This window comes from Reichenbachiella sp., from assembly GCF_033344935.1.
In the GTDB taxonomy this organism is placed as follows: domain Bacteria; phylum Bacteroidota; class Bacteroidia; order Cytophagales; family Cyclobacteriaceae; genus Reichenbachiella.
The window spans coordinates 3554315-3571803 of the sequence record NZ_JAWPMM010000001.1 but is presented as its reverse complement, the minus strand read 5'-3'; the positions used below and the strand labels follow the sequence as shown (position 1 = coordinate 3571803).

Annotated in this window: 15 protein-coding genes and 1 tRNA gene; 12 read left to right on the top strand and 4 right to left on the bottom strand. The window is 42.0% G+C overall.

What is annotated here, in order from left to right; translation table 11 throughout:
* Positions 1 to 34: 34 nt before the first annotated feature.
* A complete protein-coding gene (locus R8N23_RS15335; RefSeq protein ID WP_318172491.1) occupies positions 35 to 1522 on the bottom strand; it encodes an oligosaccharide flippase family protein in 1488 nt (495 codons plus the stop codon).
* A 108-nt stretch (positions 1523 to 1630) separates the two neighbouring features.
* Between R8N23_RS15335 and polX the strand changes: the two genes are divergently transcribed.
* The 5 genes from polX (at position 1631) to R8N23_RS15310 (ending at position 6819) form a co-directional block, all read left to right on the top strand.
* Entirely contained in the window at positions 1631 to 3325 is a 1695-nt protein-coding gene (gene polX, locus R8N23_RS15330) for a DNA polymerase/3'-5' exonuclease PolX (protein WP_318172490.1), read from the top strand.
* 60 nt (positions 3326 to 3385) lie between these two features.
* Positions 3386 to 3892: a SixA phosphatase family protein gene (locus R8N23_RS15325; protein WP_318172489.1), complete on the top strand. Its 507-nt coding sequence runs from the start codon at positions 3386 to 3388 to the stop codon at positions 3890 to 3892.
* Between the two features lie 108 nt (positions 3893 to 4000).
* Complete coding sequence (gene mgrA, locus R8N23_RS15320) at positions 4001 to 4996, top strand: L-glyceraldehyde 3-phosphate reductase (protein WP_318172488.1); 996 nt, start codon at positions 4001 to 4003, stop codon at positions 4994 to 4996.
* A 94-nt stretch (positions 4997 to 5090) separates the two neighbouring features.
* Positions 5091 to 5921, top strand: a complete 831-nt coding sequence (locus tag R8N23_RS15315; RefSeq protein ID WP_318172487.1) for an alpha/beta hydrolase — start codon at positions 5091 to 5093, stop codon at positions 5919 to 5921.
* A 1-nt stretch (position 5922) separates the two neighbouring features.
* The gene (locus R8N23_RS15310) at positions 5923 to 6819 is read left to right on the top strand and encodes a 3-hydroxyacyl-CoA dehydrogenase (RefSeq protein WP_318172486.1); all 897 of its coding nucleotides are present in this window, start codon (positions 5923 to 5925) and stop codon (positions 6817 to 6819) included.
* A gap of 79 nt (positions 6820 to 6898) precedes the next feature.
* Here the strand turns inward: R8N23_RS15310 and R8N23_RS15305 are convergent, their stop codons facing one another.
* Both R8N23_RS15305 and R8N23_RS15300 read right to left on the bottom strand, forming a co-directional pair.
* Positions 6899 to 7552, bottom strand: coding sequence for a hypothetical protein (locus tag R8N23_RS15305; protein ID WP_318172485.1), 654 nt, complete (start codon positions 7550 to 7552; stop codon positions 6899 to 6901).
* A gap of 85 nt (positions 7553 to 7637) precedes the next feature.
* Positions 7638 to 8519, bottom strand: a complete 882-nt coding sequence (locus R8N23_RS15300) for a TPM domain-containing protein (protein WP_318172484.1) — start codon at positions 8517 to 8519, stop codon at positions 7638 to 7640.
* 210 nt (positions 8520 to 8729) lie between these two features.
* Between R8N23_RS15300 and R8N23_RS15295 the strand changes: the two genes are divergently transcribed.
* The 4 genes from R8N23_RS15295 (at position 8730) to R8N23_RS15280 (ending at position 10503) form a co-directional block, all read left to right on the top strand.
* Positions 8730 to 9323, top strand: coding sequence for a LemA family protein (locus R8N23_RS15295; RefSeq protein WP_318172483.1), 594 nt, complete (start codon positions 8730 to 8732; stop codon positions 9321 to 9323).
* 189 nt (positions 9324 to 9512) lie between these two features.
* Positions 9513 to 9809, top strand: a complete 297-nt coding sequence (trxA, locus tag R8N23_RS15290) for a thioredoxin (protein WP_318172482.1) — start codon at positions 9513 to 9515, stop codon at positions 9807 to 9809.
* A complete protein-coding gene (locus R8N23_RS15285; protein WP_318172481.1) occupies positions 9806 to 10297 on the top strand; it encodes a rhodanese-like domain-containing protein in 492 nt (163 codons plus the stop codon). Before trxA ends, R8N23_RS15285 begins: the two co-directional genes overlap by 4 nt.
* Positions 10298 to 10431: 134 nt before the next feature.
* Positions 10432 to 10503: transfer RNA gene (locus tag R8N23_RS15280), tRNA-Arg, on the top strand.
* Positions 10504 to 10606: 103 nt separating this feature from the next.
* On the opposite strand, the gene R8N23_RS15275 is transcribed toward R8N23_RS15280, so the two are convergent.
* Positions 10607 to 11464, bottom strand: a complete 858-nt coding sequence (locus R8N23_RS15275; protein WP_318172480.1) for an AraC family transcriptional regulator — start codon at positions 11462 to 11464, stop codon at positions 10607 to 10609.
* 259 nt (positions 11465 to 11723) lie between these two features.
* On the opposite strand from R8N23_RS15275, the gene R8N23_RS15270 reads away from it, so the two are divergent.
* From R8N23_RS15270 to R8N23_RS15260, 3 genes are all read left to right on the top strand, one after another.
* Positions 11724 to 14819 carry a TonB-dependent receptor gene (locus tag R8N23_RS15270; protein ID WP_318172479.1) on the top strand — a complete coding sequence of 1032 codons (3096 nt, stop codon included), beginning with the start codon at positions 11724 to 11726 and terminating at the stop codon, positions 14817 to 14819.
* Positions 14820 to 14831: 12 nt separating this feature from the next.
* Positions 14832 to 16334, top strand: coding sequence for a RagB/SusD family nutrient uptake outer membrane protein (locus R8N23_RS15265; protein ID WP_318172478.1), 1503 nt, complete (start codon positions 14832 to 14834; stop codon positions 16332 to 16334).
* Positions 16335 to 16424: 90 nt separating this feature from the next.
* Positions 16425 to 17435 carry a hypothetical protein gene (locus R8N23_RS15260; protein WP_318172477.1) on the top strand — a complete coding sequence of 337 codons (1011 nt, stop codon included), beginning with the start codon at positions 16425 to 16427 and terminating at the stop codon, positions 17433 to 17435.
* The last annotated feature ends 54 nt before the right edge of the window (positions 17436 to 17489 follow it).

Here is a 17489-nt window from a genome sequence, read left to right as displayed (position 1 = left end):
AATTAATCTAGTGCTTTCGATGAGTATGAAAGTATTATCGTTGTGAAAACTTTTTCGTCAGATGAATCAATCCATTATTTATTTCATCTGATACTTTAAAGAAATATACGGCTCCACAATAAAGCAGCCCGATGAGAAAGGAGCGCAGGATTAAATCAATTATCGCATTATCAAATTTAGGAAGGGCAAACCCTATGGCTAATACCGCTAGTCCGATGAGTAGTAAAGTGCCATTCTTCCAGGTGAATGGAATAAAGCCAAACTTTATTTGGATGAAAATCATCTTGATAATTCCAAAAATTAAAAGGGCAAGCATGGAGGCAAAAGCAGCTCCTGATATACCAAACATTGGAATTAGTACAAGATTGAGGCAAACCATAAGAATCGCCAAAATGGCTATGGTTATTACATTGAACTTGTAATATTTAGACATAGCAATAATGGGACTACTATTAGCAAAGGCCATTTCCATTACTTTGGATAGACCAATGAAATAGACCACATACTTTCCTGTTGCGAACTCTTGTCCGTTAGACATCAGCGCAAAAACGTTGTCCAAATTACAAACTAGTCCTATGAAGAATAACCCACCTACTACCATCTGATTGATAGAAGTTTGCTTGTAGATTTTCTCTATAGCTGGTAGATCTTGATTTTCTAATGAATCGGAAATAAGAGGGGTGGTTATCTGTACAATGACACGTCTGGAAAGCTCAATCATTACAGCAAAATAAAACACAGTGGAGTAAACTCCATTGGCCTGCAGGCCTAGTGCAGAAGAAATCATGATTTGGTCAATGTTCAAAACAATATTGGCACTGCCAGAACCTATCATAACAAACAAAGAATACAATGCAATGCGTTTAACCAATGGCTTGTCGATCCAATCGAGCTTCAAGCTGAATTTGAGTTCCCCCAAATAATGGGTATATGACAAAAGCATAATAAGCATCAAACTGTACATCAGAATTAAACCGTAGACCAACTCAGGAAAGGATATAAATTGAATGAAGTAAAGCGAAACCCCAATAGAAAACATGAGCCTTAAGGCCACTTCTTTGATAATGTTTTGAATAATTGTTTTTAAGAATAGTCTGCTATAGACTTCAAATAAGGCATGAAGAGAAAGGATTAGAACCAACACGATTACTACCAAAAAATATTCTGACAATAAAGCAGAGTTCGTACTAAAATAGGCCTTGATGTAATCCTCGAATAGATAAATAATTCCGCAAGAAATACTAAAGCCAAGTAGGACAACAATCACACAAAACGTAATGAGTTGAGTTAACCCATCAGGCTTTTTTTTTAGCTCTGGGGCAAACTTCTGCAGGGTGCTTGCAATGCCGAGTTGTGAGAAAGAGGTGATCAAGAAAGCGGTAGAAGGAATGACCCTCAATAATCCAATCTGTTCGGTAGATAAGAATATGGGAAAAAGAATAATGGTATTAACAAAACCAATAGCAGCACCCAAATAGGTGAAAAAGGCAGAAATACTACTTTGTTTGATGACTACTCCCAATCGATTTTTGAGCTTTGATTCGTCGCAATGATAACTTATAAACCTTAATTGGCATTTAATTCTATTGCAATTTGTAAGTTTATATTTCAATTTTAAAATACGACTATCGTGACGAACGCCGAAATTAAATCCAAGCTCAAACTCGCCTCACAACTGATGGAACTCCATGGAGACAATCCATTCAAAATCCGCGGCTATCAAACGGCAGCAGATACGATCAGCGCGTTGGATACTGAGATGAGTACGATGCAGATAGACGAAATTCCGAAAATTGAAGGCATCGGCAAGGGAATGGCAGCAAATATTACTCAGCTTCTGGAAAGAGGTTCATTTGAAAGTATGGATCAGCTCTTACAAGATACACCAGAGGGCGTTGTTGAGATGTTCAAAATTTCTGGCTTCGGCCCAAAGAAAATTGCCGTGCTCTGGAAAGATGGTGGCGCTGAAAATCTAGATGATCTACTACTCCTTTGCCAACAAGGGAAAGTGTCTAAGCTCAAAGGGTTTGCAGACAAAACTCAAGATACCTTGATGCAGGCGGTGCAGTTTACACTCGACTGCAGAGGCTTCGAGCGATATGCCAATGTAGAGCCATTCATGATCAACATTTTGGCTGCCTTTGAGAAGCAACCTGGAATTACACTATTTTCCGAAACTGGCGATCTGCGTCGTAGGATGGAGGTCATCGGTTGTTTAGAATTTCTAGTGGCTTCCGATGATTTCGAAGCGACCAGAAAGGTGATTAGTAGCGTGGAAGGGTTTGACGAAAACGAGAAACTCTCTGGTCCACTGACCTGGAGTGGAACTTTCGATGAATGTGTAATACCTGTCAAAATCCGATTTTGCGCAACAGCGCAGTTCTACAATACCTTAGTAGAAACCACCGCTAACCCCAAGCATCTGCATGCGCCAATCGATGGCGATAAAAATTTGAAGCAGGTAGTACAAGAAAAACAATTTGAATCCGAAGAAGCGATTTACAAAGCAGCAGGACTATCGCTCGTAGTGCCGGAAATGAGAGAAGGCGAGTTTGAGATCGACCTGGCCAAACAAAACAAGCTACCTGAGCTGGTAGAAATGAATGACCTCAAAGGTATCCTACACAATCACTCCACCTACAGTGACGGTAGACATACTTTGCGTCAAATGGCTGAGCACTGTCGTGATTTGGGCTATGAATATCTGGGGATTTCTGATCATAGCCAGACCGCCGTATATGCAAGCGGATTACACGATTTTAGAGTAAAAGAGCAGCAAGAAGAAATTAAGAAACTGAATGAAGAACTGGCACCATTCAAAATATTTTCAGGAATTGAATCTGATATTTTAAATGACGGTTCATTAGACTATCCTAACGACATACTGACTAGCTTTGATTTTATTGTAGCGTCAGTTCATTCAGGGTTGAACATGGATGTTACTAAGGCAACCAATAGGTTGTTGACAGCTATCCATAATCCATATACCACCATTTTAGGACATATGACCGGGAGGCTAATTCTTGAAAGAGAAGGATATCCAGTGGATCATAAAGCGGTGATCGATGCCTGCGCTGAACAGGGTGTGGTGATAGAGATCAATGCTAGTCCCTACCGCCTGGATATCGATTGGCGCTGGGTTCACTATGCACTAGAAAAAGGCGTCATGCTAAGCATCAACCCAGATGCACACAAAATGGAAGGCTACAAGGATATGTACTATGGTCTATTGGCTGGTCGCAAAGGTGGCTTAACCAAAGAGATGTGCCTCAATGCCATGAATTTGGAAGAGATATCGAAGTATTTTGAGGGGAGGAAAAAATAATTCATTTTCATAGGTGAGGGTTTAAACCCTGACCTATAAAGAACCCGAATCATCATAAACATGAAAACGCTCTACCTCGTACGTCATGCCAAGTCCAGCTGGAAAGATCCTAGCTTAAGCGATCGTGAGCGTCCACTGAACAAGAGGGGGAAGAGAGACGCACCGAGAATGGCACAATATGTGGTCGACAAAATTTCAAGCCCTGATGTTTTTGTCAGCAGCCCGTCTCGTCGAACACAAGATACAGCTGTTAATTTCTTACATGCTTTTGACAAATTGAAGGCAGATTTACAGTTGGAGGAGAATTTGTTTCATGGAGATGAGCGGGATATAGAAGAGGTGATTCAAAACCTAGATAACGTTCATGACTCAGCGATGTTTTTTATTCACAATCCCGGCATCACAGATTATGCCAATGAATTAACAGGAGAGAATATTTTTAATATACCAACATGTGGGGTCATAGGTATTCAATTGGTTACTGAAGATTGGAAGCAAGTTCATCAATGTCAGAAGAAAAAGCTTTTTTATTATTATCCGAAAGGCCTAGATTTACCCACCCATTAGCGCATAGCGCTACCACTCCCAAAACTACATATGATGCCAGATTGAATGCCTTAAAAAAGGAGTAATCTGACTTTGAACAGGTTTTATTTTAAATACAAAGAAGAATTTATGGCTTATCAAGCAGCAGCAGATCGGTACGACACGATGAAATACCGTAGATGCGGAAAATCAGGACTTTTATTACCAGCTATATCTTTAGGGTTATGGCACAATTTTGGTCATGTAGACGAATATGAGAATGGACGAAAAATGGTGCAATATGCTTTCGATCGAGGGATTACCCATTTCGACCTCGCCAATAACTATGGCCCACCCCCCGGCTCTGCTGAAGAGAATTTCGGGAAAATGTTGAAGCAGGATTTGATGCCTTATCGGGATGAGATGATCATTTCTACCAAGGCTGGCTACCACATGTGGGAAGGACCGTATGGCGAATGGGGGAGTAGGAAGTATATTCTATCTAGCTTGGATCAGTCTTTGAAAAGAATGGGATTAGAATATGTAGATATTTTCTACCATCACAGACCAGACCCTAATACGCCTATCGAAGAATCCGCTTTGGCACTAGATCATGCAGTGAAGCAAGGCAAGGCCTTGTATGTAGGCGTATCAAATTATCAGCCGGAGCAGACTGCAGAGATTGCTAAAATATTTAAGGAGTTGAGAACACCATTCATCATTCACCAGCCACGATATTCGATGTTTGACAGGTGGGTAGAAGATGGACTTTTGGATACGTTGGAAAGCAATGGAATCGGAAGTATAGTTTTCTCACCTTTGGCGCAAGGACTCCTCACGGATAGGTATTTAGATGGTATTCCTAAGAACTCACGTGCGGCCAAAGCGTCGTCACCATTTCTTGCGGCAGATCAGATTACCGAAGAGAAATTGAATCAGATTAGAGCTTTGCAAAAAATAGCAGATGCTAGAAATCAAAAAATATCGCAATTGGCCATTGCCTGGTTACTTAGAAATGAGGTAGTGACCTCCGTGCTGATAGGGGCGAGTAGTGTCGAGCAACTCAAACAAAATCTGATGAGCATAGATAACATTGGGTTTACTAGCCAGGAGCTGGAAGAAATAGAACAAATATTAAAAGCTTAAATATCAAGGGGTTGATTCTTTCAACCTCTTTTTTGTTTTAAAGCTTGGATGGTCTATTATTATGTTGATCTTTCTTAACATTTAACCTCCAAGTATGAATTTCTGTTGTACAACTTTATTGTTTCTGCTGCTATCAGTTGCATCCGTACAATGCCAGAACTCAATTCCCCCTTATGGAAACAATCCTGAAGCAGGGAAGTATGCCGAGGTGAATGGGATCAAAATTTACTACGAAATATATGGTGAAGGAGAACCCTTGTTACTGATTCATGGGAATGGAGGCTCTATCAAGTCTAGTACTCCCAAAATCGAATATTACAAGCGCAAATATCAGGTCATCGTCATGGATAGCAGAGCCCATGGAAAGACGCAGGATATTGGTGATAGCCTCACCTATGAGCAAATGACAGCAGATATCAATGCCGTGTTAGATCGGCTAAGTATAGATTCTTGTTATATCTGGGGTCAGAGCGATGGAGGGATCATTGGGCTGAAATTGGCGATTGACTACCCTGATAAGGTGAAGAAATTAGCGGTCTTTGGAGCGAATTTGCGGCCAGAACCTGGTGTAGTCTATGACGAAATCGAAGATTGGCTGAATCAGTCCATTGCAAACGCTACGGACGAGTACAAATTGAGATTGCTTTTGTTGATGAAATATCAACCGCAAATTCCCATTTCGGATTTGAGTAAGATAAAAGCGCCAGTTTTGGTGATGACTGGTGATCGAGACGTGATCCGATTAGAGCATTCCATCGAGGTTTTTTCCAATATCAAAAAGTCAAATCTGTTTGTAATGCCGGGTGCCACCCATTTCGGTTCTTACGAAAAACCTGAGTTGTTTTTTCAGGTATTGGATGACTTTTTCACCAAGCCAGTGTCAACTATTTCTACTTACGACATAATCAAAGATTTAAAATATTAAAATGAATATCAAAAAAGTAATGATCGCCGGAGGGGGGACTTTGGGTTCACAAATCGCATGGCAAACGGCCTTCAAAGGATTTGATGTGGTAGTGTATGATGCCTACGAAAGCGGTCTAGCGGCTAGTCAGAAATTTCACGAGCAGTTTGCAGGTATCTTTCAAAAATCGTTAGGAGCGACCAGCGAGGAGGTAGCGGCTGCAAAGGCACGACTAACTTATACGACGAGTTTGCCTGAAGCCTCAGATTCCGCTGATTTCATTAGCGAATCCGTACCTGAAAACGCGAAAATCAAAAGGGAGTTTTATCAAGAACTTTCGAAAGTCGTATCGGCGGATACTATTATTACGTCCAATTCTTCTACGCTATTGCCTAGTGATTTTGTGAGTGCAGTCGATAAGCCCAAAAGGTTTCTTGCCTTGCATTTTGCCAATATGATTTGGACTTTCAACGTAGCCGAAGTGATGACGCATGCAACCACAGATCCGAAAGTGAAGGAGGAAACGATTGCTTTCGCCAAGGCTATAGGAATGGTACCCATCGTGCTCAACAAAGAACAGAACGGCTATGTGCTCAATTCAATTTTAGGCCCCATGCTAACTGCGGCGCTTGATTTGGTTGAAAAAGGAGTCGTTGATTTCCAAGAGGTAGATCGCACCTGGATGATTTCTGGCAACCCTCGTGGCCCCTTTATGATAATGGATATGATCGGTCTGGAAACCATGTACAACGTGATGATGCACTGGGGCGAGGTCCAAAACGATAAGCAGAAACTAGCGAACGCTGAATATCTGAAAACCAATTACCTCAATAAGGGAAAACTAGGAATAAAAACCAAAGGAGGGTTTTACGATTATCCCAATCCCGCTTTTAAAGATCCCGAGTTTTTGAAAGGATAACTGACTTGTCCATCGTATGTCATTTCGATCAAATCCGATGAAAGGAGGATGTAGAGAGAAATCTTATCGTCATTGAAGATTATTCCTCAATCCGCATATCATCAGACAATTCATTGTCTGGTTTCACCACATTCACAAAATCATTAGCGAGAAGCAATTCCTCACATTTCTTAATCGCACTAGCAATGCCCTTTGCAGGGTGATTGGCTTTGATGCCTTGGATCACAAGTCCTAACACCTCATTCCAGTCTTCTTGTTGGATTTTGGCATTGATGCCGGAGTCTCCTAATACTTGTACTTGATGTTCTAATTCACTGATGTAAATGAGAATACCTATTCTGTCTGAGGTATTGAAGATTTCTTCTTGCAAGAAAATGTCTCTGGCTTTGGTTAAAACTCGGTGCGAAACGATAGCATCCGGAGTGAAAGAAACCCTGAGAGAATGAAGAAAATAGGGGATGGCAAACCCAAGCGCAGAAGTGCCGATACCGATAAGACAGGTAAACATGATGCCGATCGAAGCAGGTAGCAGCCACAAATAGGATAGTGTCGCTACGAGTGCTAAGAACAAAACGCCAAACAAACCACCAAGCTTCCAGCAGGCCATCAAGTAGCTATCGCTTTCACGCGCAAAATAAACCACCATTTCACCAGCTGTTTTTTGTTCTAGCTCTTGTACGGCCTCTTTGACCAGTTTTTTATCCGCTTCTGAAAATTCAAATTTCTTTCTCATATCTCTAATGGCTCAAAGCCAATTATTCATTAATCAATATCAATTCTTCACTCTTCCGACTCCTGACTCCTGTCTCCCGACTTCATCACCAACCTCCAGAAGCGCCACCGCCACCGAAGCCGCCACCTCCGCCGGAGAAACCGCCAAATCCGCCGCCACCCGAAGAAAAGCCACCTCCAGAGCCTCCATAGTATCCGCCACCGTAATAACCTCCGCCTCCTCGGCCACCAGTAGAATTACTGAAAAGCACAAACAAGGAAACGATAAATGAGAATATTCCCATGACCACATTGGCCATGATCCAGGCGAGAAGAATTGCGATCACCAAAGCCACAACGAATTTCATGGAAGACTTTTTGATTAGTGCTTTTATTACACTAAGTAAGATCAACCCAAACACAATCAACCCTATCGAGAAGTTCTTGGCTGAACCATGAGGTCTGTAATCCTTTTTGGTAACAGCTGGTAAGTCTTCCCCATTGATCAAATCCATAATGGCATCTACGCCTTTGTTGATCCCCGAAGCAAACTGACTATGTCTAAATTCTGGTGTGATGATATTTTCAATTATACGTTTGGCGTAGATGTCTGGAATGGCGCCTTCAAGTCCATAGCCCACATCAATTCTGATTTTTCGATCCCCCATAGCGACGATCATTAGAACCCCATCATCTACACCTCCACGGCCGATCTTCCATTTTTCGGCCACACGAATACTGAATTGCTCGATCTCTTCGGGCTTAGTAGAAGATAGGATGAGCACAGCAATCTGGCTGCCCTTAGTTTCTTCAAATCGAGCCAGTTTGTCTTCCAGATAGTCCAGGTCATTACTAGAAATGGTCTGTGTCAGGTCCGTTATCCGCTGTTTGAGTTCGGGTATAGCCACATAATCTTGTGCAACTGTAATATTGCTCAAGAAAATGAAACAAATAAGGACAAAAAGAGTTGGAGTATTCTTGATTTTCATTCCAGCTAAAATAGACAGTGTCTACTACAAATCTGTCTTTTTTTATAAAATGAATTATCGCTGATGAGATTTTTAGAATTTCTTGCGAAGTAGATATGGTCATTATCAGACGAGCAATAAATACTGAAAAGATCGCAGCGAGAAACATTTTTAATTATGAGTGATTTGTCGAAGACACTGCATAAATTTGAATTTTAACCAAGTAAGAAGATGAGTAAAAAGACATTAATAATATTAGGCGTACTAGCCGTAGTAGTAATTTGGATGTATAGTTCCGTGACCGGAAAATACAACAACATGGTAACCATGGATGAAGCTGTAACGGCGCAATGGGCCAATGTAGAAACCCAGTACCAGCGAAGAGCAGATTTGATTCCGAATCTAGTCAGTACGGTAAAAGGGTATGCTGCTCACGAAAAGGAAACTTTGGAAGCGGTAGTACAAGCCAGAGCCAAAGCGACCAGCACGACTATCGATGCTGGAAACTTGAATGCTGCTTCTCTACAGCAATTTCAAGAGGCGCAAAGTGGCTTGTCTTCTGCGCTATCGAGATTGTTAGTAACCGTAGAGAAATACCCTGATTTAAAAGCGAATCAGAACTTCTTGGAGCTTCAAGCGCAATTGGAAGGTACAGAAAATAGAATCGCTGTAGAGCGTAGAAGATTCAACGAAGCGGTACAAGGATACAATACCTACGTACGTAAATTCCCTAATACGATGTTTGCCGGTATGTTTGGCTTCGAAAAGAAAACTGGCTTTGCTGCGCAAGAAGGAAGCGAGAATGCACCTAAGGTGGAGTTTTAGAATCATTGATTAAAGAGGCTATCTTAAAAGCTCCATAATCTGTCAGGCTGAGGTACTCGAAGCCTTGCTAGACGTAGGCAGACATTTCGAGAGCCTCAATGTGACGGCTCTAAGAGGTTTTAGCTTTTAAGACAGCCTAGATAGTTATAAAAACGGAACTCCATTCCCTTTGAATTTGTTAAGGACATCATGGCAACATTCTCAGATATTATCAATTCAGACCAGCCAGTGTTGGTCGATTTCTATGCCGACTGGTGTGGGCCTTGTCAGCAAATGGCACCTGTGCTTTCAGAACTCAAAAGCGAGGTAAAGGGCAAAGCTCAGGTGATCAAAGTAGATGTTGACAAAAACCAAAAAGCTTCTCAGGTTTATCAGATTCGCTCTATTCCTACCATGATCTTGTTTAAGAAAGGTCAGATTTTGTGGAGGCACTCAGGTACTTCTACCAAGGCACAACTCAAATCGGTCATCGAATCGCATCTATGATACGTTTACTGATTGCCATATTATTGATTCCATCATTTGGCTATGCCCAAGACGATATGAAAAAGAAAGCCTTTTATACACTCATCAATTCACTGATCAGCCACTCTGTACCTGAAGTAAAAGCCGATGAAGTCGAAAGCACAGATGTGGTTTGGCTCGATGCACGTGAGCAGAACGAATACGATGTGAGCAGGATAAAAGGGGCACAGTTTGTGGGATACGACAATTTCAAAATCAAATCAGTGAACGACATAGATAAGGATGCTGAAATCATTGTCTATTGCTCTATCGGTTACCGAAGCGAAAAAGTAGCAGAGAAGCTAGAAAAGGCCGGCTACACCAATGTCAAAAATCTATACGGTGGTATATTCGATTGGTACAATTCAGGCCAATCAGTAGTGGACAGCCTAGGTAACCCAACCAAAAAAGTACATGGCTATGGCCGTACGTGGGGTGTATGGCTCAATGATGCCGAGACGGTGTACTAACTCTGCCCATACTTCCATTTCAAAAAAATCAATACATTTGTTCTTCTGGCCTCGTAGTTCAATGGATAGAATAGGCTACGCACCCCGGGCGTTTCCTAAACTGAAATTAAGTTGAAGCTGTAGGTAAGAATAATGGCCCCTTAGTTCAATGGATAGAATAGAAGTTTCCTAAACTTTAGATCCAGGTTCGATTCCTGGAGGGGCTACATATTAAGTTTAAATGGAGTTTCCTAAACTTTTGATCCAGCCGGGTGGCCTGGAGCCACGGTGCGCCGCGCGATCGATCCCTGGAGGGGCTACTATTAGTATCTAGGCCATTTTTACACTAAACTTCTGTCGGTAGGCTCTTGGGGTTAATAGTTTTGATTTTTTAAACAACCGATTAAAATTCGAAGCATTATTAAATCCAGACTTAGAATGAATGATAGCAATGGGTGTATCAGATTCAATCAGTAGTTGGCTGGCTTTCTTTATTCTAATGTCCAGTAAGTATTCAGTAAAAGATCGATAAGTATACCGTTTGAAATAATGGCTAAAGGCTGAAGCAGACATATTTACCACATCAGCAACTTCTTCCATAGTTATCTTCCTATCAAAGTGCTGTCCGATATAATGACAAACTTTTTCAATTCGATTGTCGACCGAATTTTCAAAATCAGAGAAGTAGGGTAAACTGGAGAGTGCCAAGCGATAGTCCGATTTGGACATCGTATGTAGTAATTCTAAAAATGCAATAAACCCTCGAAATCCTTGTAAATCGATCAGTTCTAATATTTGGCGCTTGATGGAATCAAAATTTTTCTTTTTAAAGACAACTCCTTTTCTTGAATCGTTGAGTAGTTTCGAAATGGATTGCATGCCTTCTTTATTGAGGAGGTTAAATTCGAACAAATCATTAGAAAACTGGATAGTAATTACTCGTACCCCTTTTTCTTTTTCGCTACGCCAGGCATGAAGCAGATTCGGCCCTACTAATGCGATGTCATTATTTCTGAAATCTTCTTTTGAATCTCCAATAATTCGAGTCCCTTCAGTATGTAACACTACATTAATTTCATATTCTGGGTGAAAATGAATAGGGTAGTCAAACTTAGCATCAAAATGATTCTGAATGGTGAAACAAGAATTGTCACCTATCGGAGGAAGTTCTCTTTTGAGTCTTTTCATGTATCTTAATAATCCTTTCCTAACCTTATAACAATACCAAAATTTCTTAACCTACTTTAAATATTTACAACGACAAATGGCAGTCGTTTCATATTAGTATTATTATTTGACGTAAAAGTATCAATTGAATACTTGTGTGCCAAGTAGATTTGCTATGTATTCGATTAAGTACAAAACAAAAAATAGTAGGAAGGCCGGTAATCCTACAGCGTCTATCTGTGTGAATAGAGAGGACGTTTCAAAATTTAAAGCATGATTTATGAAACAAATATTACGTTTTATTACAATACCAAGTATGGCGATTCTACTGCTAATGGGCAATATATCATTTGCACAAGATGGAGAGAGTCGGGAAATTTCGGGCCAAGTGCAGGCTGAAGATGGCACCTCAATGGTGGGGGTTCATGTGCAAGTGGAAGATACTGATCTGGGAACGATCACAGATATAGACGGCAAATTTAGATTGTCTGTACCGGCTACAGCACGTGCTATTTCTTTTTCGATGATAGGGTTCAAACCACAGTCATTAAATATCACCTCAGCGAACGTGTTTGATGTTGTTTTGATAGAAGACGCTGATGTACTGTCGGAGGTGATAGTGGTAGGATATGGCACACAGCGCAAGAATGATTTTACAGGCTCGGTTTCATCTTTGTCCAACAAGAGTTTTGAGAACCAGCCATTGGTTCGTGCGGATAATATCTTAAGCGGACGGGCAGCAGGGGTACAAGTTGCGGCCAACTCTGGCGCGCCAGGGGGTAATACAAAAATCCGAATCAGAGGTGCCAATTCTATAAACGGCAACAATCAGCCACTCATCGTAATAGATGGAGTGATTAGCGCAGATCTACAAATGGTCAATCCAAGCGATATCGAATCCATGGAAGTACTCAAGGATGCGTCAGCTACCGCTATCTATGGATCTAGAGGTGCCAATGGCGTGGTGCTGATCACTACCAAAGGAGGCGTGTCGGATCGAACGATCGTACGATTCAATACCTTTTATTCCATCTCAACTTTACCTAAGGAAATAGACTACCTAGCGGCTGGTGAATTCGCAGAATTATATAATGAATACGACAGAGATATTTACTATGACCCTGCTTTCCCATATCAAGCGCCATTTACGGATCAAGAAGTAGCGAACTTCTATGCAAATGGAGGAACGGATTGGCAAGACGAGATATTTAGAACTGCTCACGCTCAAAACTATGAAGTAGCGGTGCAGGGGGGGAATGACAAGGTGAAGTACTATTTGTCTTCTTCCTATCTCGATCAAGAGGGAATTTTAATAAATACAGGGTTTAAAAGATTCAATCTCAGGTCGAAAATTGACATCGAACTTTCTGATAAATGGGATTTGAACCTGAGTGTAGCAGGAAGTAGACAAGAAGGACGAAATAACAATGATGTAGGGTCACAGTATGGTGCCATTGGGCGAATGCCCCAATGGGTAGCGACGGAGCCGGTATGGGATGCTAACGAGGAGTTTTATAATAATTCACCGAGTTACGGTGCCGTTACGGGCAACCCTGTAGGCCTACAGATGACACAGAATTCAGATGTAGTTACAGACAATTACATTCCGTCTGGAGCACTTACCTATCAGGTCATTCCAGATTTAAGTATCAAGTTTGCTGGAGCCTTAGATCTTCGAACTACTGCTCACAGTTATTTCAACGATAATTATTTACTTCAAGGCCCAAGTGGAATTACCACAGCCGGAGTAAACCATTTTAGAAAAACACGTGGTCAGTATAGCGTAGTGGCCAACTACAACAAGGAACTAGGTGCACATGCTTTTGAATTAACAGGTATTTATGAAGGGACTACTTTCAAGGACGAAGGAGCCTATGCAGAAGCCAGTGACTTGAACTCACCTACTTTGGGCTATTACAATTTGGCATTGAGTGGTACGCAAAGAGCTTCTTCTTACTACTATGATGAATACTTGAGCTCCGTGGCCTTTAGGCTGAACTACATCTTAGCTGGGAAGTATATGCTCACCGCGACTGTGCGAAGAGATGGCTCGTCCAAATTTGTAGGGGACAATCAATACAGTGTTTTCCCTTCTGCCGCTTTAGCGTGGCATCTGGGAGACGAAGAATTCATCAAGGACTTAAATCTTTTTAGCACGGTTAAATTAAGAGCGAGCTATGGCCTTACGGGAAACCAGGGGGTAGGCTCCTACGCAACCTTGCCCTATTTTGTGCAGAACCCCACGGTCGACTATTCGCCAGGCGGGCCTACGGCTGAGAGCGTTACAGGACTTGGAATAGGTGCTCCTGGCAATACCGCATTGAAATGGGAAACCACAAAACAACTTGATTTAGGAGTCGAGGTTGGTTTTTTGACCGATCGAGTTCGCTTTGAGTTCGATTACTATGCCAAGAACACAAACGACCTTTTGCTCAATTATCAACTGCCATTCTATGCAGGCAATGGGACGATTGTTTCCAATATTGGTGAAGTGGAAAACAAAGGTGTGGAGCTCATGATTAGCGGAACACCCATAGACAGATCATGGCTGAAGTGGGACATGTCCTTCAACTTTTCGGTAAACAAAAACGAAGTGATAGACCTGGGTGAAGAAACAGAGATTTTTCCTACTACCCGATACGCAGATGCAGATGCACCGCTCAATATTATTAAAGAAGGAGAGTCTCTAGGTACATTTTATGGCTACAAGTATGAAGGCGTGTGGACATCTGCCGAAAGAGACCAGGCGGCATTGTATGGCAATGTGCCAGGAGATGCCAAGTACCATGACCTCAACGGTGATTTTATCATAGACACAGAGGACTTACAAATCATCGGAGAAGCTCAACCGAATTTTATTTATGGCTTTAGCAATACTTTCAAAATCAAAAATTTCGACTTGAGTATTTTGATGCAGGGAGTGTCTGGTGGACAGGTGTACAATGGTATGTATCAAAAGTCTGTAGGCCTGTTTGGACAAAGTCAGGCATTTACCAGCCCGGATCATTATCAGCGATGGACGACGACTAATGAAGAAACCAATGTGCCAGCCTTCAGTACCTCATCTCAGTTGTTTTCCAACAGCAGCAGATGGATTCAGGATGGGAGTTATCTGAGAGTGAAAAACATCACACTTGCTTACAATGTACCTACGGCGAATTTAGGCTCAATACTTTCGAGCATACAACGACTGCAGATATACGCTAGCGCAGACAATTTGTGGACATGGTCGGATTATACTGGTTATGATCCAGAGGCTTCATCGGCGGGTAACACCGTGGGTGGAGGTTCCAATACCGATGTGGATCAAAACATAGATACGGGTGCTTACCCTAATCCGAGAACATTTATTGCAGGTTTAAAAATCGCATTTTAAAACTTAGGACACATGAAAAATTACATACAAATATTCGCTTATTATATTCTATTTATTGGCCTATGTTTCGTTGCAGGATCTTGTACAGAATTGGATGAAAATCCATATGGCAAATTGAATGATCCAGAAGTGGCATTTAAAGATATCTCAAACCTCAATGCTACGGCAATAGCCATGTACGCGGCTATCCGAGGAGATGGTAGCTGGGCCGAGGGCTTTGCTACTACTCAGCACATGACTACCATGTTTGGTGCCGATGATTTGACTACTATCGCAGGCGGAAACAAAGAGCCGTTCAGAGAGTTTGATTCTTTTAGCAAATCGCCTAGCAACATCTGGATGTCCAATCTCTACAAGGGTTGCTACCGTGCGATTCTCAATGCCAATGCCGTAATTGGTTATGCTACCTACACGCAGGCTGAGCAATCAGACATCGACAACTTGGTGGGGCAGGCTTATTTTGTTCGTGCACTCAGTTATTTCTATCTCGTGCGCAGTTGGGGGAGGATTCCCATGTACACCACACCAGATGCTCCGGTAGATCTAGGATTATCAGAAATTGCAGATGTATATGATCAAATGATTTTGGATCTGCAAGAGGCCGAAACGCTGCTGCCAGATACTCAGGCTGAGGTAGGAAGACCAAAAAAAGGAGCGGCGAAGGCGCTACTGGCTAAGGTGTATTTGACTAAGGCGGGTTGGCCTTTGAAGGATCAGGCGTCGTATGCGTTGGCTGCCAGCAAGGCGAAAGAGGTGATAGATCAAAAAGGAACTTGGGGCTACGATCTGTTGCCAAGCTTTGATATGATCTGGCAACGTGAGAATGATAACAGCGAGGAATCTATATTTTCTATCCAGTACGACAGAAATACAGGTGATGGTGCACATGCCAATCACCTGATTGGTACGGCTTCGATGCCAAAGGAAGAAAATGGTTGGGAAGATTTTTGCAGCGAGCTTACTTTCTATAGTGAATTCCCTGCTGGACCAAGAAAAGATGCTACTTTCCACACGGTCTTTCAGACCTCAGATGGAGGCAGTGTAAACTTTGAGGATAGTGATGCCCGTCATCCATACTATGCAAAATTTAGAGATGGAGCAGTTGATGAGTCAGAGCCTTGGGTTAATACTTTTCACACCGCAGCAGCCTATGCGTTGATTCGATATGCAGATGTCCTTTTGATCTTTGCGGAGGCTAGGGCACAGTCGAGCGGAGTAGATGCCTTGGCGTATGATGCCATCAATCAAGTAAGGAATAGAGCTGGATTATCTGATTTGGCCACGGGATTATCGCAAGAAGATTTTGTGAATGCCGTAATTGATGAAAGAGGCTGGGAACTGGCAGGCGAAGGTCAGCGCTGGTATGACTTATTGAGAACCGAGAAAGTACAGGAGGTTATTGATAAGCGAGATCCTGCCGAGGCAGTGAAAATCATTGGGCCCATATCGGAAGATAATTTTTATGCGCCAATCCCTGAAGCAGAAGTATTAAAGAACCCAAATCTAGCAGAATAAAATAATAATTCATCCCGACCAATTGAGCGCCTATTTTAATAGGTGCACAGGAAGAGTAGTATCTATTTAAAAGTAAAATTGAAAGAGAATATGTCAGTAATGATAGAGAAATACAGTAAGAATCCCATCATTATCCCAGGTGGAGAGAAGTTTAGAAAAGTAGTTACGTTTAACCCTGGGGCTGTTTATGACAATGGAAAGTTCTTGCTTTATGATAGAGCGGCGGCTACTTTGAGCCCTTTCCGAACAGCCATTGGTTTATTCGAGAGTATCGATGGGAAGAACTTTACTCCTGTGGGTGACCAGCCGGTTTTCACCTCTGAAATGCTGGGATATCCTGAAGGAAGTGTGCAAGACGCACGTGTGGTCAAGATCGATGATACTTTCTACATGAATTACGCTTTTCAGCCGTATGGATTTGATTGTTTTCCTACTGGTGAGGGGGTTCCTTTTTACGACACTTCTAAGTACAAGGATTGGGAGAAATGTGAGTACCCGATGATTACTAGGTCGGGACTAGCCACTTCTAAAGATGGTTTGAATTGGGAGCATTTATGTTTTACTTCCGCAGAAAATATTGACGATAGAGATCATGCTTTGTTTCCCGAAAAAATTGATGGAAAATTCTGTTTGCTTAGAAGACCCATGGATTTTGTAGGAGAAAAATATGGCACCTCTCAGCCAGGTATGTGGATTACATTTTCGGATGATCTGCTAGAATGGAGTGAGCCTAAACTACTAGCTACGGCCAAGGAGGCTTGGGAAGGTGGGAAAATCGGTGCAGCTTGTAATCCGATAAAAACGAGCAGAGGTTGGTTGGTACTATATCACGGTGTGGATGAGAATATTATCTATCGTGTGGGCGGGATGATTTTAGATTTGGATGATCCTACTAAAGTGATTGCCAGAAGTACCAATCACATTATGGAGCCAACGGAGTATTATGAGAAATGCGGTTTGGTGATACCCAATGTGGTATTTCCTACTAGCATAGTCGAAAAGGATGGAATCGGATATATCTACTATGGCTGCTGCGATACGAGTATTGGGCTGGCCACGGTGAAAATTGACGATTTGGTGGATCACCTATTCGACAATTAAAATTATGATGATCAGACTGGCTAGTTAGGCATAGCTGGCCAGTCTTTAGCAAAG